Annotated in this window: 13 protein-coding genes; 8 read left to right on the top strand and 5 right to left on the bottom strand. The window is 60.0% G+C overall.

Annotated elements, in window-relative coordinates; genetic code table 11:
* Positions 1-54: 54 nt before the first annotated feature.
* Positions 55-1,395: a substrate-binding domain-containing protein gene (locus KW839_RS17325; protein ID WP_060543525.1), complete on the bottom strand. Its 1,341-nt coding sequence runs from the start codon at positions 1,393-1,395 to the stop codon at positions 55-57.
* A gap of 200 nt (positions 1,396-1,595) precedes the next feature.
* On the bottom strand, positions 1,596-2,408 hold the full coding sequence (gene xthA / locus KW839_RS17320; RefSeq protein WP_060543526.1) for an exodeoxyribonuclease III: 813 nt from the start codon (positions 2,406-2,408) through the stop codon (positions 1,596-1,598).
* A gap of 327 nt (positions 2,409-2,735) precedes the next feature.
* Here xthA and KW839_RS17315 point away from each other — a divergent pair, with 327 nt between their 5' ends.
* From KW839_RS17315 to KW839_RS17305, 3 genes are all read left to right on the top strand, one after another.
* A complete protein-coding gene (locus tag KW839_RS17315) occupies positions 2,736-3,386 on the top strand; it encodes an N-acetyltransferase (RefSeq protein ID WP_060543527.1) in 651 nt (216 codons plus the stop codon).
* A gap of 65 nt (positions 3,387-3,451) precedes the next feature.
* Positions 3,452-5,179 (top strand): autotransporter assembly complex family protein, encoded by a 1,728-nt coding sequence (locus KW839_RS17310; protein WP_218425014.1) that lies wholly within the window; start codon positions 3,452-3,454, stop codon positions 5,177-5,179.
* 11 nt (positions 5,180-5,190) lie between these two features.
* Positions 5,191-8,859, top strand: a complete 3,669-nt coding sequence (locus KW839_RS17305; protein ID WP_218425013.1) for a translocation/assembly module TamB domain-containing protein — start codon at positions 5,191-5,193, stop codon at positions 8,857-8,859.
* Between the two features lie 967 nt (positions 8,860-9,826).
* Here KW839_RS17305 and lpxH read toward each other — a convergent pair.
* Entirely contained in the window at positions 9,827-10,573 is a 747-nt protein-coding gene (lpxH, locus tag KW839_RS17300; protein ID WP_060543530.1) for a UDP-2,3-diacylglucosamine diphosphatase, read from the bottom strand.
* Positions 10,570-11,073 carry a peptidylprolyl isomerase gene (locus KW839_RS17295; protein WP_034146890.1) on the bottom strand — a complete coding sequence of 168 codons (504 nt, stop codon included), beginning with the start codon at positions 11,071-11,073 and terminating at the stop codon, positions 10,570-10,572. Before KW839_RS17295 ends, lpxH begins: the two co-directional genes overlap by 4 nt.
* Before the next feature lie 266 nt (positions 11,074-11,339).
* On the opposite strand from KW839_RS17295, the gene KW839_RS17290 reads away from it, so the two are divergent.
* Both KW839_RS17290 and cysS read left to right on the top strand, forming a co-directional pair.
* Positions 11,340-13,037 (top strand): glutamine--tRNA ligase/YqeY domain fusion protein, encoded by a 1,698-nt coding sequence (locus KW839_RS17290; protein ID WP_218425012.1) that lies wholly within the window; start codon positions 11,340-11,342, stop codon positions 13,035-13,037.
* Positions 13,038-13,051: 14 nt separating this feature from the next.
* Positions 13,052-14,434, top strand: a complete 1,383-nt coding sequence (cysS, locus tag KW839_RS17285) for a cysteine--tRNA ligase (protein WP_060543532.1) — start codon at positions 13,052-13,054, stop codon at positions 14,432-14,434.
* 1,120 nt (positions 14,435-15,554) lie between these two features.
* On the opposite strand, the gene KW839_RS17280 is transcribed toward cysS, so the two are convergent.
* Entirely contained in the window at positions 15,555-17,390 is a 1,836-nt protein-coding gene (locus tag KW839_RS17280) for a sigma-54-dependent Fis family transcriptional regulator (RefSeq protein WP_060543533.1), read from the bottom strand.
* 381 nt (positions 17,391-17,771) lie between these two features.
* Between KW839_RS17280 and KW839_RS17275 the strand changes: the two genes are divergently transcribed.
* The 3 genes from KW839_RS17275 to KW839_RS17265 are packed head-to-tail and all read left to right on the top strand — an operon-like array spanning position 17,772 to position 20,862.
* Positions 17,772-18,866 carry an ABC transporter ATP-binding protein gene (locus KW839_RS17275; protein WP_060543534.1) on the top strand — a complete coding sequence of 365 codons (1,095 nt, stop codon included), beginning with the start codon at positions 17,772-17,774 and terminating at the stop codon, positions 18,864-18,866.
* Positions 18,866-19,999 (top strand): ABC transporter ATP-binding protein, encoded by a 1,134-nt coding sequence (locus KW839_RS17270; protein WP_218425011.1) that lies wholly within the window; start codon positions 18,866-18,868, stop codon positions 19,997-19,999. The genes KW839_RS17275 and KW839_RS17270 overlap by 1 nt, the downstream gene beginning before the upstream one ends.
* Positions 19,996-20,862, top strand: coding sequence for a carbohydrate ABC transporter permease (locus KW839_RS17265; RefSeq protein ID WP_218425010.1), 867 nt, complete (start codon positions 19,996-19,998; stop codon positions 20,860-20,862). The genes KW839_RS17270 and KW839_RS17265 overlap by 4 nt, the downstream gene beginning before the upstream one ends.

Raw genomic sequence — 20,862 nt, 5'->3', positions numbered from 1 at the left:
TTGCACAGAAAGCTCCTCGCCACAGCAGGTCCCTCGAGCCACATTTGGCAGTGTTCAGTACACCCAAACCTCAACCCGCCGATTCTTGATCCGCCCCTCATCCGCGCTGTTGGCCGCCACCGGCATCTCGGCGCCAAAGCCGCGAATCTCGCGCAATACCACACCGCTTTTCACCAGTTCCCGTCGCACCGCCATGGCCCGCAGTTTCGACAACAGATCAGCGCGCCCCGGATCGCTCTTGGCGTCTCCAAAGCCGACCAGTGTCACCTTTCGATCGGTTTTTTCGTGCTGCTTTATATAGTCGAGCACCCGTGACAGATCCTGTCGGGCCTTGTTGTCCAGGCTGGCGCTGCCTTCCTCGAAACGGAAATTCACCGACAGGCGCTGGGCGTGACGGCTCAGGGCCTGGTACCCCTCCGGCATCAACGCATTAGGGCTGACGGCCATGGCCTGGACCGTCTGCGCGATAAAACCGTTGGCGGCGACGATCGCCTGGCCTTTACCACTTTGGGCGAAGGCCGTCAGTGCCTGTGCCCAAGGATTTTTCCCTCTCGGCGGCAAGTAGAAAAACAGCCGGCGCGATAATGGGTAGTCTTCCGTGGCGATCAGATTGTTGAGCGCCAGCATGGCTTGCGATTGGCCGTCGGCAATTGCCACAGCCTTGGCCTGACGCACATAGGGCAGGCCAATAAAACCGATGCCTTGCGGATCGCTGCTGACCGCATCGGACAACTGTTCGCTGGACTCGAAGCGTGTTGCTGAGCTACTCAGGTTTTTTCCACGGCCACTGAGCACCAGTTCCTTGAAGGTGTCGTAGGTACCGGATTGATCATCGCGCGCATACAGATGAATGGTCCCGCCGCTGCCGCCGACTTCTTCCCAGGTTTTCGCTTCGCCATTGAAAATCCGCGCCAGTTGCACGATGTCCAGTTGCTGCAGCGGATTTTTCGGGTGGAGGATGATCGCCAGGCCGTCGATGGCGATGACCTGTTCGGCGCCAGGGCTTTTCAGATCACCAAGGGATTCCAGGTCGACCAGTTCGCTGTCCTTGATCGGGCGTGACGAGGCGGCGAGGTCGGCGTTGGCGGTTTTCAGGGCGATGAAGCCGGTGCTGGAACCGTGGGCGGCGACTTCCACCACTACTCGGCGACCCTGTGCGGTTTCGCCGACAATGCGCAGTTCGTTGTCGTTGTCTGCGGTTTCGCGGTGGATGTTGCGCAGGCCTTGTTCGTGCAGCAGTCCTTCGACCAGTGCCGGGCCCAGTGCGGCACCGATGGTGTTGGAACCCTGGATGCGCAGCACCGGCCCTTGATCGGGCACCGGCAAGTCACTGGCCGAGGCGTTTTGTGCCAAGCCAGCGCATAACGTCAACAGGAGCAACACGCGCAGCATCATGCCGGCACCTTTCAAAGTGGAAGGAAGTGCCGGGAGATTAAGTCAGTAAGGTTTCCGAAAAATGACACTTTTCGGTGATTGTCTTTTGTGGGAACGGGCTTGCTCGCGAAAGCGGTGTTTCAGTCGACTTTAATGCTGATTGACACACCGCATTCGCGAGCAAGCCCGCTCCCACAAGAGATTAATGCAGGCTTTAGGGATCAGCTCAACTCAAGCCAGATCGGCGCATGATCCGAAGGCTTTTCCATGCCGCGCAGTTCGTAGTCCACCCCTGCAGCCTTGACCCGTGGCAGCAAGCCGTGGGAGGCGAGGATCACGTCGATGCGCAGGCCACGCTTGGGCTGGTCTTCGAAGCCGCGACTGCGATAGTCGAACCAGCTGAACATGTCGGTCACATCCGGGTTCAGGTGGCGGAAGCTGTCGGTCAGGCCCCAGTTCTTCAGACGTGCCATCCACTCGCGCTCTTCCGGCAGGAAGCTGCATTTGCCGGTTTTCAACCAGCGCTTCATGTTGTCCGGACCGATGCCGATGTCGCAGTCTTCCGGAGATATATTCACATCCCCCATCACCACCAGCGGCTGGTCGTTCTTGAACTGGCTTTCCAGCAACTGCTGCAAGTCATTGTAGAAACGTTGCTTGGCCGGGAATTTGGTCGGATGGTCACGGCTTTCGCCCTGTGGGAAATAGCCGTTCATGATGGTGATCGGCACACCGTTGGCGTCGGCAAAGGTGCCCCAGATAAAACGCCGCTGGGCGTCTTCTTCGTCGGTGGCAAAACCTTTGTGCAGCGCCAGCGGTTCCTGGCGCGAGAGCAGGGCGACTCCGTAGTGACCTTTCTGGCCATGGAAGTACACGTGATAACCCAGCGCCTGAACCTCGGCCAGCGGGAACTGTTCGTCGTGGACCTTGGTTTCCTGCAACCCGATCACATCGGGTTGATGCTTGTCGATCAGCGCCGCCAGCTGATGGGGACGGGCGCGCAGCCCGTTGATGTTGAAGGAGACGATCTTCATGGTCGGCAGTCCTGGCAAAAGGGCGATGCTAGCTGACATGGGAGAATGGGGCCAGTGTTGGGGGAGGGATTGCTGTTTATCCAGCAATACGTGTAGCGGCTGCACTGGCCTCTTCGCGAGCAAGCCCGCTCCCACATTTGATCTTCAGCGTTCACGCGATCAATGTGGGAGCGGGCTTGCTCGCGAAGAGGCCAGTGCAGCCAACCTATAGATTGACTGACTGATCTCTGAGTCTGGTCTATACCTTTGGGGGAACTGTGTTGCCACCCAAAGGCTCGTACCAATAAGAGTGCAGCCATTCGAGCTGCACCGGGGAGAACGACCGTCATGCCCGAAACCTCCACCGCCATCGCCGATATTCACATGCTCGACAGCGGCTATTCCCGCGAAGCCCGCTCGCTGCTGTACCAGGCCTATCGACACGAACCAACCTTCAACTACCTGTTCGAAGCCGAGCGCCCGGGTTATGAGCAGCGGGTCCGCGCGACCATACGCGAACTGGTGACACAACACTTTCTCCAGGACCTGCCGGCCATCGGCTTGCTGGTTAACGACCGCCTGATTGGCATCGCGCTGATTGCGCCGCCGCAACGTCGCCTGGGTATCACTGAAAGCTGGGCCTGGCGCCTGCGCATGGTCTTGAGTACCGGTTTTCGTTGCACGCGTCGCTACCTGCAATATCACTCTGATGTTGCCGCCTGCTTGCCGAACGATTCGGTGCATGTCCTGCCGTTGCTGGGGGTTCATCCGCAATTTCAGGGCAAGCATTTTGGCGAACAGCTGCTGCAAGCCGTGCACAACTGGTGCGCGGTGGATGAAAACTCTCAGGGCGTGATTCTCGACACGGGTAATCCACGTTACCTGGAGTTCTATAAGCGTCAGGGTTACGAGGAAATCGGCGAGGTCGCAATAGGACCGATTCGCGAACACGTTTTTTTTCACCCTAATCCGCAGGTTTTACATTCGGCAACGGCATAAGCCGCGAACTTTTTTGGCGAGTCACGCTCTATCGCGCTCCCAAGCTCGTGATAGCATCCGCGCCTATGAAGTTTCCAGGAAGATTTTCCAGCAGCGTACTGATGTTGGTGACCAGTTGCGCGGCGCTGGCCCAAAGTGAACTGGACGTGCGTATCAATCCGTCCAATGACGAACTGAAGGCCAATATAGAAGGCTATATCGGCAACGTTGGCGATCGTGACGAAGAAGCCTTGCAGCGCTTCAGTCGTGGCGCCGAGGAGCAGGCGCGCAAGGCCGCACAGGCGCTGGGTTATTATCAGCCGCAAATCGACAGCGAAGTGAAGGGCGGCAAGACGCCACGCCTGGTGTTGAACATCGACCCCGGCGAGCCGGTGCATTTACGCAACGTCACCATACGCATTGACGGCCCCGCAGCCTCCCTCAAATCCTTTCGTGTACCCAGGAGCGATGCGCTCAAATCCGGTGCGGTGCTCAATCACGGCCACTACGAAGACGCCAAGCGGCTGATCCAGAACCAGGCTTCGCGCTATGGTTTTTTCAGTGGCTATTTCACCCGTTCAAAATTGTCGGTCGACCCCCGGGCCGGCGTCGCCGACATCGAACTGATCTACGACAGCGGCCCGCGTTACACCTTCGGCAAGGTCAGTTTTGCCGGCGATACTCCGTTCGACGAAGAACTGCTGCAACGCATGGTGCCGTTCAAGGCCGGCACGCCGTATGACTCGGAGCTGATCGCCGAACTCAACCAGAACCTGCAATCGAGCGGTTATTTCGAAAGCGTACGGGTCGACGCCGCACCGACTGCCTCGAAGAACGATGTGATTCCGGTGGAGGTCAACCTCGATACCCGCAAGCCCCGGACGATGGGCCTCGGCCTGGGTTTTTCCACTGACGTCGGTCCCAGGGTCAAGGCCAACTGGACCCGGCACTGGGTCAACCCGCAGGGGCACAGCTATGGCTGGGAAACCGAAGTCTCGGCACCCCGGCAGAACGTCGGGCTGTTCTACGACATTCCGCTCGATCCGCCGCTGACCGACAAACTGCGTTTTGCCGGTGGCTATCAGAATGCAGAAATCGCTGATACCGACACCCGCAGCAAACTGCTGACCATCGGTCCGGAGTGGCACAGCAAGTTACCCAGCGGCTGGCAGCGAGTGGTGTCGCTCAAGTGGCAGAACGAGGAGTACAAGCTAGGCGATGACGAGGGCGTCAGTACCCTGCTGATGCCCGGTGTCAGTTATTCGTACCTCAAAAGTGACAACCGCATCGACCCGCACAACGGCTATCGCCTGCAGTTCGAAAGCAAAATGGCCAAGGAAGGGCTGGGTTCCGATAACAACCTGCTGTACGGCACGGCACTGGTCAAAGGCCTGACGACTGTCTTCGACAAGCATCGTTTCCTCGGCCGGGCCCAGATCGGCGGCAGTGCCACCAACGGCTACAAATCGATACCGCCGTCGCTGCGCTTCTTCGCCGGTGGCGATCAGAGCGTGCGCGGTTACGACTATCAGAGCCTGTCCCCGGAAAACTCCGACGGCGACCGCATCGGTGGCCGTTACATGGTCGCGGCCAGCGCCGAGTATCAATATTCCGTCGCCGAAAAATGGCGGGTCGCGACCTTTGTCGACCAGGGTAACTCCTTCAATACACTTGAACTGCCAAGCCTGAAGACCGGCGTCGGTATCGGCGTGCGCTGGGTATCGCCGGTGGGGCCGATCCGCCTCGACCTGGCCCATGCGCTGGACGACGACGGCGGCATTCGACTGCACTTTTCCATGGGGCCTGAGCTGTGACGCGCGCTTTTATGAAACGTGGCTTGCAAGTAACGCTGCTGGCGATCCTGGCGCTGTTGATGCTGATCGTCTTGACGCTGGCCACGGTAGTGGGCACGGCAACGGGCAGCCGCTGGGCACTGGGATTCGTGCCGGGATTGAGCCTCGAGAACTTTCAGGGTCGACTGGGCGGGCAGTGGAGCGCCGACCGGGTGTTGTGGCAGCAGGACAGCAGTCGGGTGGAACTGACCCGGGTGATCTTTGCCTGGTCGCCGTTGTGCCTGACGCGCATGACCCTGTGCCTGGAGCAATTGCAGGCCGATCAGGTCAACTTGCAGTTTCCGCCGGGTGAGCAAGAGCCGGATACCGGCCCGATGACCCTCCCGGAGCTGAAGCTACCCTTGGCCATTGAACTGGGCGACGTCAAGGTCGGCAGCCTGGTGTTCAACGGCAGTGAACAGCTCAAGGGCCTGCAGTTGACGGCGCACTGGACCGACAAAGGCATGCAGATCGATTCCGTGCATTTACAACGCGATGACCTGAGCCTGAACCTGTCCGGCTCGCTGCAGCCCACCGGCAACTGGCCGCTGAATGCCGAAGGCAAACTGACCCTGTCGACTCCTGCACCCTGGGACCTGGCGCTCAAGCTTGACGGCGACCTGCTGAAAACCCTGAATCTCAAGGCTGACAGCACTGGTTACCTCAACGGCCAGCTGACCGGCGAGCTGCAACCGCTGGTAGAGAATCTGCCGGCCAAGGTGCGGATCACCGCCGATGGCTTCAAGCCCGATGCCGGGCTGCCGGACACCCTGCAACTCAATCAGCTGGAACTCAGCGGCGCCGGTGACCTGAAAAACGGCTACGCGCTGCTTGGCAAAGCTACGCTGCCCGCCGAAGAAGGGCCAGTCGCGCTGGCGCTGCAAGGCAAGGTCGACGCCAATGGCGCACAGATCGCCGCTCTGGACTTGACCGCCAACGACAAGCAAAGCGTCAAGCTCACAGGGGCGCTGGACTGGAGCAAGGGCCTGAATGCCGAAGCGAAAATCGACTGGCTGGATTTCCCTTGGCACCGCCTCTATCCGTTGATCGACGAGCCGCAAGTGGCACTGCGCAAATTCAACGGCGAAGTGTCCTACACCGACGGCAAATACCTGGGGCACTTCGATGCTGCGCTGGATGGCCCGGCCGGGGCGTTCAGCCTGGCCAGCCCGTTTGCAGGCGACCTGACCAAAATCTATCTGCAGCAGATTCAGCTGCAGGCCGGGCAGGGCAAGGCTGATGGCCATTTGAATCTGCAATTCGCCGATGGTATCGCCTGGGATACCGCCCTGGACCTGTCAGCGATCAACCCGGCTTACTGGGTCGCGGAGTTGCCCGGTACGCTGGCCGGACCGTTGCGCAGTAAAGGCGAGATGAAAAACGACAAGTTGAGCCTGAGCGCCGACCTCGATCTCAAGGGCAAATTGCGTGGCCAGCCGGCTGTCCTGCAAGCCAAGGCTGATGGTGGCGGTGAGCAATGGAACCTCAACGCGCTGCAAATTCGCCTGGGTGACAACAGCATCAATGGCAAGGGCAGCCTGCAACAGAAACTCGTCGGCCAGATCGACATCAAGCTGTCGCGGCTCGCCCAGCTCTGGCCGCAATTGCGCGGGCAGATCAATGGCCGGGTGGACGTCGCCGGCACGCTCAAGGCTCCCCAGGGCAAGCTCGGGTTGCAAGGCACACAATTGGCCTTTCAGGATAATCGCCTGCAAAGCCTGAACCTGGACGCCACGCTCGACAGTGCGCAACGGGCGAAAATCGACCTCAAGGGCAGCGCTATCCAGCTCGGTGACACCTCCCTTGGCACGCTGACCGCCAGTGGCCAGGGCGACATCAAGAACCAGAAGCTGAGCCTCGATCTGCAAGGCCCGAAATTGAAGCTGGCCCTGGGCCTGGACGGTGCTCTGGACAAAGGCAACTGGCGCGGGCGGCTGGCCAGCGGCGATATCCAGGCTGGCGGCCAGGACTGGAGGCTGCAAGGGCCGGCGAAGCTCGAACGGCTGGCCGATGGCAAAATCAACTTCGGTGCCCATTGCTGGGCCTCCGGCCAGGCCAGCCTGTGCGGTGAAGACCAACGACTGATGCCTGAGCCGAAGCTGCGCTATCACCTCAAGCAATTCCCGATCGACAGCCTTGCCCAGTGGCTGCCCAAGGATTTCGCCTGGCAGGGCCGGCTCAATGCCGATCTGCAACTGGACCTGCCAGCCAGCGGCCCGAACGGCCAGGTCAGCGTCGATGCCAGCGGCGGCACCTTGCGCCTGAAGGAAAAGGACCAGTGGCTGGACTTCCCTTACCAGACCCTGAAACTCACCAGCAAGCTCACGCCCAAGCGCATCGACACTGAGCTCAACTTCGCCGGGGCCAAACTTGGCGAGTTGCAGGTGCTGGCCCAGATCAATCCATTGCCGAAGAACAAGCCGTTGAGCGGATCGTTCCGCTTGAGCGGGCTGGATCTGTCGGTAGCGCGGCCGTTCGTGCCGATGGTCGAGAAACTGACCGGCCGCTTGAACGGCAGCGGCACGATCTCCGGCGGATTGCTGGCGCCGCAGGTCAATGGCAGCCTGCAGCTCAGCGACGGCGAGGTGTCCGGCGCCGAGTTGCCGATGGAGCTCAAAGCCTTGCAGTTGCAGGCGGTCATCGCCGGGGAAACCGTGCAGTTGAACGGCGGCTGGAAAAGCGGCAAGAGTGGCCAGGGCAGCCTGAACGGCAACATTGCCTGGGGTCAGGCACTGGTGGTGGATCTGGCGCTCAAGGGCTCGCAACTGCCGGTCAGTGTCGAACCCTACGCCAAGCTCGAAGTCGCGCCGGACCTGAAAATCTCGATGAAAGGTGATGAGTTGGCCATCGCCGGCAAAGTGCTGGTGCCCAAAGGAGACATCATTATTCGCGAATTGCCGCCGTCGACGGTCAAGGTTTCCGATGACACGGTTATCGTCGGCCAGCAGACCGAAGAGGGCAAAACGCCACTGGCGATGAAGATGGACATCGAAGTGTTGGTCGGTGAGGACAAACTGAGCTTTGCCGGGTTCGGCCTGACCGCGAATGTGCAGGGTCATGTGCACATCGGCGACAACATGGACACCCGCGGCGAGTTGTGGCTCAACGACGGGCGCTATCGTGCCTACGGCCAGCGCCTGTCCGTACGCCGTGCGCGTTTGCTGTTCGCCGGTCCCATCGACCAGCCGTACCTGGACGTTGAAGCGATTCGCCAGACCGACGATATCATTGCCGGTATCCGCCTGAGCGGCAGCGCGGAGCAGCCGACCACGCAGATCTTCTCGGAACCGGCGATGAGCCAGGAGCAGGCCTTGTCCTACCTGGTGCTGGGGCGTCCGCTAAGCAGCAACGGCGAAGACAACAACATGCTCGCCCAGGCAGCCCTGGGGTTAGGGCTGATGGGCAGTTCCGGAGTGACGGGTGACCTGGCGAAGAATCTGGGCATCCAGGATTTTGAGCTCGACACCGAGGGCAGTGGTAACGCAACCAGCGTAGTAGCCAGCGGCAATATTTCCGAGAAGCTCAGCCTGCGCTATGGCGTCGGCGTGTTCGAACCGGCGAGCACCATTGCCTTGCGCTACAAGCTGAGCAAAAAGGTCTACGTTGAAGCGGCCAGTGGTGTGGCGAGTTCGCTCGACATCTTCTACAAGCGGGATTTCTAGAGTCCCGTTTCTTTCCAGGCCGAGTCGCTGGCATCACGGACGGCCCTCACCCCAACCCTCTCCCGGAGGGAGAGGGGGCCGACCGTGTTGATAGTTCAAGGTACATCGACCTGAGAAACCGAGTCGAACTCAGGCCTGGAAAACCACGAAGATCGGGTCCCTTTCCCCTCGCCCCCTTGGGGGGAGAGGGCTGGGGTGAGGGGGGTAGAGCTTCAGCCATGCGCGAAAGCCGGCAGCGGCCCCAAATCAAACGGCTCCAACACAACCCGAGTCGACCTCAGGCCCGGAAAACACTGGAGATCGGCTCCCTTTCCCCCTCGCCCCTAGGGGGGAGAGGGCTGGGGTGAGGGGGGTAGATCTTCAGCCATGCGCGAAAGCCGGCAGCGGCCCCAAATCAAACGGCTCCAACACAACCCGAGTCGACCTCAGGCCCGGAAAACCCTGGAGATCAGCTCCCTTTCCCCTCGCCCCCCAGGGGGAGAGGGCTGGGGTGAGGGGGGCAGATCTTCAGCCATGCGCGAAAGCCGGCAGCGGCCCCAAATCAAACGGCTCCAACACAACCCGAATCGACCTCAGGCCCGGAAAACCACGAAGATCGGCTCCCTTTCCCCCTTTCCCCCTTGCCCCCTTGCCCCCTAGGGGGGAGAGGGCTGGGGTGAGGGGGGTAGAACTTCAGCCATGCGCCAAAGCCGGCAGCGGCCCCAAATCAAACGGCTCCAACACAACCCGAATCGACCTCAGGCCCGGAAAACCACGAAGATCGGCTCCCTTTCCCCTCGCCCCCCAGGGGGAGAGGGCTGGGGTGAGGGGGGTAGAACTTCAGCCATGCGCGAAAGCCGGCGGCGGCCCCAAATCAAACGGCTCCAACTCAACCCGAGTCGAACTGAGGCCCGGAAAACCATGAAGATCGGCTCCCTTTCCCCTCGCCCCCTAGGGGGGAGAGGGCTGGGGTGAGGGGGGTAGAACTTCAGCCATGCGCCAAAGCCGGTGGCGGTACAAAATCAAACGGTGCCAAGGCAAACCCGTTCTCATCGACCTGCAACGCCCAACCCTGTTTATCCCAATCCCCCAGCACAATGCGCCGGGCCGCCTGCTCACCGAGCTGCAGCTTGTGGATGGCCGGGCGATGGGTATGCCCATGGATCAACGTCTTCACGCCATATTGCTGCATGATCCGCGGAATCTCCTCGGGCGTGACATCCACAATGTCATTGGCCTTCATCCGCGTCTGCGCCCGACTCTCACTGCGCAATTTGCGCCCCAGCTTATGGCGGGTGCCCAAGGGCAAGTGGCGCAGGATGAACAGGGTGATCGGGTTGCGCAGGTAGCGCCGCAGCTTCATATAGGCTTCGTCGCGGGTGCAGAGGCTGTCGCCATGCATCAGCAGTACAGGCTCGCCGTAAAACTGCACGACACTCGGGTCTTTCAGCAGGGTGCAACCGGCCTGTTTGCAGAAGGCCTTGCCCAGCATGAAATCACGATTGCCGTGCATCAGGAAAATGGCCGTGCCGCTGTCGCTGAGATCGCGCAGGGCCTGGCAGATGGAACGCTGAAACGGTGTCATGGCATCGTCGCCAAGCCACGCCTCGAAAAAGTCGCCCAGAATGTACAACGCACTCGCCGAACGGGCGCGTCCGGCGAGCAAATCCAGAAACGCCCGGGTGATGTCCGGGCGCTCCTCTTCCAGATGTAAATCTGAAATCAGCAGTATCACTCAATGATCTCGGCTTTCTCGATGATCACGTCGTCTGCTGGTACGTCCTGGTGGCCGGACTTGGAAGTGGTGGCCACGCCTTTGATCTTGTCGACAACGTCGGTGCCAGCGGTCACTTTACCGAATACCGCGTAGCCCCAGCCTTGAACGTTCTTGCCGCTGTGGTTGAGGAAGCTGTTGTCCGCGACGTTGATGAAGAACTGCGCGGAAGCCGAATGCGGCTCCATGGTGCGGGCCATGGCGACGGTGTACTTGTCGTTGGAAAGACCGTTGTCAGCTTCGTTCTGAATGCTTGGGCGCTTGTCTTTCTTTTCTTTCATGCCAGGCTCGAAACCACCGCCCTGGATCATGAAGTTACCGATGACACGGTGGAAAACGGTGTTTTCGTAGTGACCGGCTTTAACGTACTCGACGAAGTTGGCCACGGTGATCGGGGCTTTCTCGGCGTTCAGTTCCAGGACGATGTCGCCATGGTTGGTGGTCAGTTTGACTTGGGTCATGATCGTTACTCTTTATAGGAGAGGCGTTTCAAAGAATTCGTGGTTTTGGAACACTCAGTCCCGCAACCGGTTCAGCCATTTTTGGCCAAGGTGCGCAGTTTAGCGTGACAGGCGCGAATTTCGAGGCTGTTTTTCATTTACGGCCGATTAAATGCGACCGTTTGCAGGCGCGCTCTGTCAGGCGCTTGACAGCATCGGCTATGATAGCGGCTTTGTTTTGTCAGGCCCCTTTCTTGCGGCCGCGCACTTGTACGTCCAAGGATCCTATGAGCAAGCCCACTGTCGACCCTACCTCGAATGCCAAGACCGGCCCTGCCGTGCCGGTCAACTTCCTGCGCCCGATCATCCAGGCGGACCTGGACTCGGGTAAGCACACGCAGATCGTCACCCGTTTCCCGCCTGAGCCCAACGGCTATCTGCACATCGGCCACGCCAAGTCGATCTGTGTGAACTTCGGCCTGGCCCAGGAGTTCGGCGGCGTTACCCACCTGCGTTTCGACGACACCAACCCGGCCAAGGAAGACCAGGAATACATCGACGCGATCGAAAGCGACGTCAAATGGCTGGGCTTTGAATGGTCCGGTGAAGTGCGCTACGCCTCGCAGTATTTCGACCAGTTGCACGACTGGGCGGTCGAGTTGATCAAGTCCGGCAAGGCCTACGTCGACGACCTGAGCCCGGAACAGGCCAAGGAATACCGTGGCACCCTGACCGAGCCGGGCAAGAACAGCCCGTTCCGTGATCGCAGCGTCGAAGAGAACCTGGACTGGTTCGCCCGCATGCGCGCCGGCGAATTCCCGGATGGCGCTCGCGTGCTGCGCGCTAAAATCGACATGGCCTCGCCGAACATGAACCTGCGCGACCCGATCATGTATCGCATCCGTCACGCTCACCACCACCAGACCGGTGACAAGTGGTGCATCTACCCGAACTATGACTTCACCCACGGTCAGTCGGACGCCATCGAAGGCATTACCCACTCGATCTGCACCCTGGAGTTCGAAAGCCACCGTCCGCTGTACGAGTGGTTCCTCGAGCACTTGCCGGTCCCTGCCAACCCGCGCCAGTACGAGTTCAGCCGCCTGAACCTGAACTACACCATCACCAGCAAGCGCAAGCTCAAGCAGCTGGTCGATGAGAAGCACGTCAATGGCTGGGACGATCCGCGCATGTCCACGCTGTCGGGCTTCCGCCGCCGTGGCTACACGCCAAAATCGATCCGCAACTTCTGCGAAATGATCGGCACCAACCGTTCCGACGGCGTGGTCGACTTCGGCATGCTCGAATTCAGCATTCGTGACGACCTCGACCACAGCGCCCCACGTGCCATGTGCGTGCTGCGTCCGCTGAAAGTCGTGATCACCAATTACCCGGAAGGTCAGGTCGAGAACCTCGAACTGCCGCGCCACCCGAAAGAAGACATGGGCGTACGCGCTCTGCCGTTCGCCCGGGAAATCTACATCGACCGTGAAGACTTCATGGAAGAGCCACCGAAGGGCTACAAGCGCCTGGAATCGGGCGGCGAAGTGCGTCTGCGCGGCAGCTACGTGATCCGCGCCGACGAAGCGATCAAGGACGCCGACGGCAACATCGTCGAACTGCGTTGCTCCTACGATCCGGACACCCTGGGCAAAAACCCTGAAGGCCGTAAGGTCAAGGGCGTTATCCACTGGGTGCCGGCCGCTGCGAGCGTCGAGTGCGAAGTACGTCTGTACGATCGTCTGTTCCGTTCGGCCAACCCTGAGAAGGCCGAAGACAGCGCCAGTTTCCTGGACAACATCAACCCTGACTCGCTGCAGGTACTCACCGGTTGTCGTGCCGAGCCTTCGCTTGGCAATGCACAGCCGGAAGACCGTTTCCAGTTCGAGCGCGAAGGTTACTTCGTCGCGGATATCAAGGACTCGAAACCAGGTCAGCCGGTATTCAACCGTACCGTGACCCTGCGTGACTCCTGGGGCCAGTGATTCAAGGAACTAACGTGCTTACGATCTACAACACGCTCACCAAGAGCAAAGAAGTCTTCAAGCCGCTCGATGGCAACAATGTGCGCATGTACGTGTGCGGGATGACCGTGTACGACTACTGCCACATTGGCCACGGCCGCAGCATGGTCGCGTTCGACCTGGTGACCCGCTGGCTGCGCTTCAGCGGTTACAACCTGACGTATGTGCGCAATATCACCGACATCGAAGACAAGATCATCAATCGGGCCAAGGAGAACGGCGAGCCGTTCGATGTGCTGACCGAGCGCATGATCACGGCGATGCACGAGGACGAGGCTCGCCTCAACATCCTCAAGCCGGACATGGAACCACGGGCCACCGATCACATCGCTGGCATGCAGTCCATGATCCAGACCCTGATCGACAAGGGTTACGCTTATGCCCCGGGCAATGGCGACGTGTATTACCGCGTCGCCAAGTTCATGGGTTACGGCAAGCTGTCGCGCAAGAAAATCGAAGACCTGCGCATCGGCGCGCGGATCGAAGTCGACGAGTCGAAACAGGACCCGCTGGACTTCGTGCTGTGGAAGGGCGCCAAACCGGGCGAGCCGAGCTGGCCTTCGCCATGGGGCGACGGTCGTCCGGGCTGGCACATCGAATGCTCGGTGATGTCCACCTGCTGCCTGGGTGAGACCTTCGACATTCATGGCGGCGGCAGCGACCTGGAGTTCCCGCACCACGAAAACGAAATCGCCCAGAGCGAAGCGGCCACCGGCAAGACCTACGCCAATGCCTGGATGCATTGCGGCATGATCCGTATCAATGGCGAGAAGATGTCCAAGTCCTTGAACAACTTCTTCACCATCCGCGACGTGCTCGACAAGTACCACCCGGAAGTCGTGCGTTACCTGCTGGTGTCGAGCCATTACCGCAGCGCCATCAACTACTCGGAAGACAACCTCAAGGATGCCAAGGGCGCCCTCGAGCGTTTCTACCATGCGTTGAAAGGCCTGCCGAGCGTGGCGCCGGCTGGTGGTGAAGCCTTTGTCGAGCGTTTCACCCAAGTGATGAACGACGACTTCGGTACGCCGGAAGCCTGTGCGGTGCTGTTCGAGATGGTGCGTGAGATCAATCGCCTGCGTGAGAGCGATTTGAACGCGGCGGCCGGTCTGGCGGCGCGCCTGAAGGAACTGGCCAGCGTGCTGGGTGTGTTGCAGCTTGAGGCGGATGAGTTCCTGCAGGCCGGCGCTGAAGGGCGCGTGGATGCGGCTGAAGTTGAGGCGCTGATTGCAGCGCGCCTGGCGGCGCGTGCCGGCAAGGATTGGGCAGAATCGGACCGTATCCGCGACCGGCTCACCGCCATGGGCGTTGTGCTGGAAGACGGCAAGGGTGGCACGACCTGGCGTCTGGCTGACTGATTGCCTGGTGTGTGACAGACAAAACCCGCCTTGTGCGGGTTTTTGTTTTTGTGGTGGCTGCAAGTTTTGCGGCGGTCTGTGGGTTTCCCCTCACCCTAACCCTCTCCCAGTGGGAGAGGGGACTGATCGGGGGATGTTCAGTTTATCCGTCGACCTGAAAATCCTGCGCCGAATCCATAATCGACTCGGTTCTTCAGGTCGATGTAAGACGCCAGACACCTCGGTCGGCTCCTTCTCCCTGGGGGCGGTCCGACGTTTCGGGAGGGCTGGAGTGAAGGCAAGGATGGTTCAGAAGACTAAAATCCTGCGCCGAATCCATAATCGACTCGGTTCTTCAGGTCGATGTAAGACGCCAGACACCTCGGTCGGCTCCTTCTCCCTGGGGGCGGTCCGACGTTTCGGGAGGGCTGGAGTGAAGGCAAGGATGGTTCAGAAGACTAAAATCCTGCGCCGAATCCATAATCGACTCGGTTCTTCAGGTCGATGTAAGACGCCAGACACCTCGGTCGGCTCCTTCTCCCTCGGGACGGTCCGACGTTTCGGGAGGACTGGGGTGAGGGCAAAGGCGGTGCGGAAGACTCGAATCCTGCGTCGAATCCATAATCGACTCGATCTCTCAGGTCGATGTACAGCGACAGACACCTCGGTCGGCTCCCTCTCCCTGGGGGCGGTCCGACGTTTCGGGAGAGATGGGGTGAGGGCAAAGGCGGTGCAGAAGACTCGAATCCTGCGCCGAATCCATAATCGACTCGATCCCTCAGGTCGATGTACAGCGACAGACTCCTCGGTCGGCTCCCTCTCCCTGGGGGCGGTCCGACGTTTCGGGAGAGATGGGGTGAGGGCAAAGGCGGTTCAGAAGACTCGAATCCTGCGCCGACTCCACAATCGACTCGATCTCTCAGGTCGATGTACAGCGACAGACACCTCGGTCGGCTCCCTCTCCCTGGGGCGGTCCGACGTTTCGGGAGGACTGGGGTGAGGGCAAAGACGGTTCAGAAGACGCGAATCCTGCGCCGACTCCACAATCGACTCGATCTCTCAGGTCGATGTACAGCGACAGACACCTCGGTCGGCTCCCTCTCCCTCGGGAGAGGGCTGGGGTGAGGGGAGAGCGGCCGATTCAATCGCCAACCTGGCGCAATCGCTTGTAAAGGGTATTGCGGCTGACCCCAAGCCTGCGCGCCAAATAGGAAATATTCCCGCCCACTGCCTGCAACTGCCGATTCAGCTCTTCGGCATCATTCAGATCAACCAGCAACGGTTCCGGCGTCTCCACCGCCTCCATCTCCAGATCCACAAAAAAATCATCCGGCAAATGCTCCGCCCGCACCGGCTGGTCCTCAGCCATGGCCAGCGCCACCTGCATCACACTGCTCACCTGACGCAAATTCCCCGGCCACGGGTGACGATTGAACAACTCCATGACTTCACGGCTCAACCCGGCCCACTGGCTCGGCTCGCGATGCTGTTCCCACAGGCGCTTGAACAGCGCCTCCTTGTCGCTGCGTTCGCGCAACGGCGGCAGCTCCAGGGTCAGGCCGCCGATGCGGTAGTACAAGTCTTCACGAAAGCGCCCCAGTTGCACCTGCTCGCGCAACGAGCGGTTAGTCGCGGAAATGATGCGGATGTCCACCGCAAACAACTCGCTGCTACCCACCGGTTGCACGCAACGTTCCTGCAAAACCCTCAACAGCCGGGCTTGGGTCGGCAGCGGCATGTCACCGATTTCATCGAGGAACAGGGTGCCTTTGTCCGCCTTGCGGATCAGGCCGATACTGCCTTTCTGGTTGGCCCCGGTGAACGCGCCTTTTTCATAGCCAAACAGCTCGGACTCCACCAGTTCGGCGGGAATTGCCGCGCAATTGACGGCGATGAAAGCCTGTTTACTGCGTGAGCTGGCCTGGTGCAGGGCTTTGACGAACACTTCCTTGCCGACCCCGGTTTCGCCATGAATCAGCAGCGGGATGTCTTTTTCCAGCAGACGCTCGGCCTGGCGCACGGCTTTTTCCACGCGACTGTCGCCCAAATGCAGGGTGTTCAGGCTGATCGCCGCTGGAGCGGCCACGGCCGGTTCGGTGAATACACGGGGCTTTATCGGAACCTGCTTTGGCCGCTTCAACAAACACTGGAAGCGGTTGCGACCGGTGGTTTGCAGAGCGAAGGGCAGGTCGTCGGGCTGATTCAGCAACTCCAGCAACGACACCTTGAACAGGCTTTCGATACTGACCCGCGACAGGCTGATACCGAGCAGATTGTCAGCCCGGCGATTGGCCGACAGCACCTGGCCGGTCTCGTCGAAAATCAGCAGGCCGGCCCATTGGCTGTCGAGGTTGTTCAGCCCGGTGTTGAACGTCAGCTGGAAATGCTGGCCGTGGAACAGGTTGAGGATCAGCCGGTTCTCCACGGTCTGGCTCATCATCTTGACCATGCCCAGGGTGTGGGACGGCGGCAGGTAGCTGTCACTGGACACGTCGAGCACGGCGATGATCTTGCGCTCGGCATCGAAAATCGGCGCGGCAGAACCGGTCATGAAGCGGTTGGCCTTGAGGAAGTGTTCGTCGTGCTCGATGTGCACCGCCTGTTCACAAGCCAGGGCAGTGCCGATGGCGTTGGTGCCGCTGCAATGCTCCAGCCAACTGGCGCCGGCACTGAAGCCACGGGCCAGTTTCGGTTCGATGAAGCGCTGGGTGCCCCAGGAGGTCAGGACCTGTCCCCGATTGTCGGCGAGCATGATCAGACAATTGGAATTGCTCAGAATGTTCTCGTAATAGGGCAGCACCTCCTGATGGGTGGTCTGCACCAGTGAATGCTGGCTTTCCAGCAGATGTGCAATGCCGTCGGCGGGCATTTGGTCGAACGCCGGCGTGCTCTGATGATTGAGGCCGAACGCGCGGCAACGGGACCATGAGTCCTGGATGATGGCGTCGTGGGACAGCGGCTGGGCAGGTGCGGCCATGGCAGTGAGTCTCTGAACAGGCTTTTTTGTTTTTATTGTTTTTGCACATCACGTTGAATATCACACGTGACGGTTCTGGCACGCCACGCCTTTGTAGGAGCCGGCTTGCTGGCGATGGCAATTTCGATGACGCCATCTCCAGCAAGCCGGCTCATGAAAGGGGGCCGTGAACAGTCTGTAGAGTGTTGTTCACTAATGTTCACTGTCAATCGGTGAACTGTTCAATTGTTCATTTCGGATTGTTCATTTTTGTTCAGCAACGAACGCAGACCTATCTCCATTTCAGTGATTCCCCAACTGAATCAATGGCTTGTAATTTCTGGCACAGATGTCGCTATGTAGCTCCGGTCGCTTGACTCCAAAAATAAAAAAGGCCGAGCCATGTCACTCACCCTGGAGCACGTCAGCCGCACCGTCGAGGGCCAGACCTGGATCGACGATGCCAACCTGAGTTTCGAACCCGGTTCCTTCAACGTCTTACTGGGGCGCACGCTGTCCGGCAAAACCAGCCTGATGCGCCTGATGGCGGGTCTGGACAAGCCCGACAGTGGCCGCGTGCTGATGAATGGCGTCGATGTTACCCAGCGCCCGGTGCGTTTGCGCAACGTGTCGATGGTCTACCAGCAGTTCATCAACTACCCGACCATGACGGTGTTCGAGAACATTGCCTCGCCACTGCGTCAGGCCAAGGTTTCCAACGAGCAGATCCATAGCAAGGTGCTGGAAACCGCGAAGATGCTGCGCATCGAGAAGTTTCTGCAGCGCTATCCGCTGGAACTCTCTGGCGGCCAGCAGCAGCGCACGGCCATGGCCCGGGCGCTGGTCAAGGATGCCGAACTGATTCTGTTCGACGAACCGCTGGTCAACCTCGACTACAAATTGCGCGAGGAGCTGCGCCAGGAAATGCGCGAGCTGTTCAAGGCGCGCCACACCATCGCGATCTACGCCACCACCGAGCCCAACGAAGCCCTGGCCCTGGGTGGCACCACGACCATTCTGCATGAGGGGCGGGTGATCCAGAGCGGGCAGTCTTCGGCTGTCTATCACCAGCCGCAAACCGTGCTGGCCGCCGAGCTGTTCTCCGAGCCACCGATCAACCTGATGCCCGGGCGCATTGCCGGTAACGAAGTGAGTTTCGCCAATTTCGTGCACTTCCCGTTGAACGTTGATCTGCGTCCGGTGGGCGAGGGCGAGTTTCGCTTCGGCGTACGGCCCAGCCATATCTCGCTGGTGCCGAGCAACGACGATGACCTGGAGTTGGCGGTGACCGTCGAGGTCGCGGAAATCAGCGGCTCGGAAACCTTCCTTCATGTGCGCAACGAACACTTCTTACTGGTGCTGCACTTGCCCGGTGTTCACGAATACGACGTCGATGCGCCGATCCGCATCTACATCCCGACCCATAAACTGTTTGTGTTCGATACGCAGGGGCGGCTGGTCCAGGCGCCGGGCCGGCGTGTCGCGAGGGTTGCCTGATGGCCGAAATCCGTTTGCAGAACCTGGCCCACAGCTACACCAAAACCCCGGCATCACCTGAGGATTACGCGATCCGCGAGATGGACCACGTCTGGGAACAAGGCGGCGCCTATGCTTTGCTCGGGCCGTCGGGTTGCGGCAAGTCGACCTTGCTCAACATCATTTCCGGGCTGCTCAGTCCGTCCCAAGGCCATGTGCTGTTCGACGGTAAGGCGGTCAACGACCTGACTCCCGAGAAGCGCAACATCGCCCAGGTTTTCCAGTTCCCGGTGGTCTACGACACCATGACGGTGTTTGACAACCTGGCGTTCCCATTGCGCAACCAAGGCATGGCCGAGGCGAAAATTCTCAGCAAGGTGCAGGAAATCGCCGAAGTGCTCGACCTGCAGAACCTGCTGAGTAAAAAAGCCCGCAACCTCACCGCCGACGAAAAACAGAAAGTCTCCATGGGCCGCGGGCTGGTGCGCGACGACGTGTCGGCGATCCTGTTCGACGAGCCGCTGACGGTGATCGACCCGCACCTGAAATGGAAGTTGCGCAGAAAGCTCAAGCAGATTCACGAGCAGTTCAACATCACCATGGTCTACGTCACCCACGATCAACTGGAGGCCTCGACCTTCGCCGACAAGATTGCGGTGATGTACGGCGGGCAGATCGTGCAGTTCGGCACGCCAAGGGAATTGTTCGAACGACCGAGCCACACCTTTGTCGGCTACTTCATCGGCAGTCCGGGGATGAACCTGATCGAGGTGCAGCCGCAACCAGGTGGCGTCGGTTTTGCCTCGACCCATCTGCCGTTGTCCGAAGCCATGCAGCAACGCATTGCCGAATCCGAATGGAAAACCCTGAAGGTGGGCATCCGCCCCGAGTTCGTCCATGTGTGGGACGAAGCTTTTGATGACGCGCTACGGGCACAGGTCGTACACGTCGAAGACCTCGGCACGTACAAGATCATGACCCTGAACCTCGATGGCGCAACCCTGAAAGTGCGCATGGCCGAAGACAAGCCGGTGCCCCAGGGCACGGCTTACATCAGCTTTCCGGTGCAGTGGCTGATGGTCTATGCCGACGATTTTCTCCTCGAAGCGCAAGCCATTGACGAAGCAATTGCCAACCAGGGGGCGCAACCATGAACAAGGTGCAGAACAACAAGGCCTGGTGGCTGGTGTTGCCGGTGTTCCTGCTGGTGGCATTCAGTGCGGTGATCCCGATGATGACCGTGGTCAACTACTCGGTGCAGGACATTTTCGACCAATCCAGCCGCTACTTCGTTGGCGCCGACTGGTACAGGCAAGTGTTGCTCGACCCGCGCCTGCACGATTCGCTGCTGCGCCAGTTCATCTACTCGGCTTGCGTGCTGTTGATCGAAATTCCGCTGGGCATCGCCATTGCCCTGACCATGCCGACCAAGGGGCGCTGGTCGTCGGTGGTGCTGATCATCCTGGCGATCCCATTGCTGATCCCGTGGAATGTGGTGGGCACCATCTGGCAGATCTTCGGTCGGGCCGACATCGGTCTGCTGGGGGCGAGCCTCAAGGCCATGGGCATCAACTACAACTATGCCGCGAACACCATGGACGCCTGGGTCACCGTGCTGGTGATGGACGTCTGGCACTGGACTTCACTGGTAGCGCTACTGTGCTTCTCCGGGCTGCGGGCGATTCCGGACGTGTACTACCAGGCGGCGCGCATTGACCGGGCCTCGGCCTGGGCGGTGTTCCGCCATATCCAGTTGCCCAAGCTCAAGAGCGTGCTGTTGATTGCGGTGATGCTGCGCTTCATGGACAGCTTCATGATCTACACCGAGCCATTCGTGCTCACCGGCGGCGGCCCGGGCAATGCCACGACTTTCCTCAGTCAGACGCTGACGCAGATGGCCGTAGGACAATTCGACCTGGGGCCGGCAGCGGCGTTTTCGCTGGTGTACTTCCTGATCATCCTGTTGGTGTCCTGGCTGTTCTACACCGCCATGACTCACTCCGACGCCAACCGCTGA

This window comes from Pseudomonas sp. PDM31 (assembly GCF_019218965.1).
Lineage (GTDB): Bacteria > Pseudomonadota > Gammaproteobacteria > Pseudomonadales > Pseudomonadaceae > Aquipseudomonas.
The sequence above is the reverse complement of the archived record's forward strand: the minus strand, read 5'-3'. Positions and strand labels throughout refer to the sequence as shown.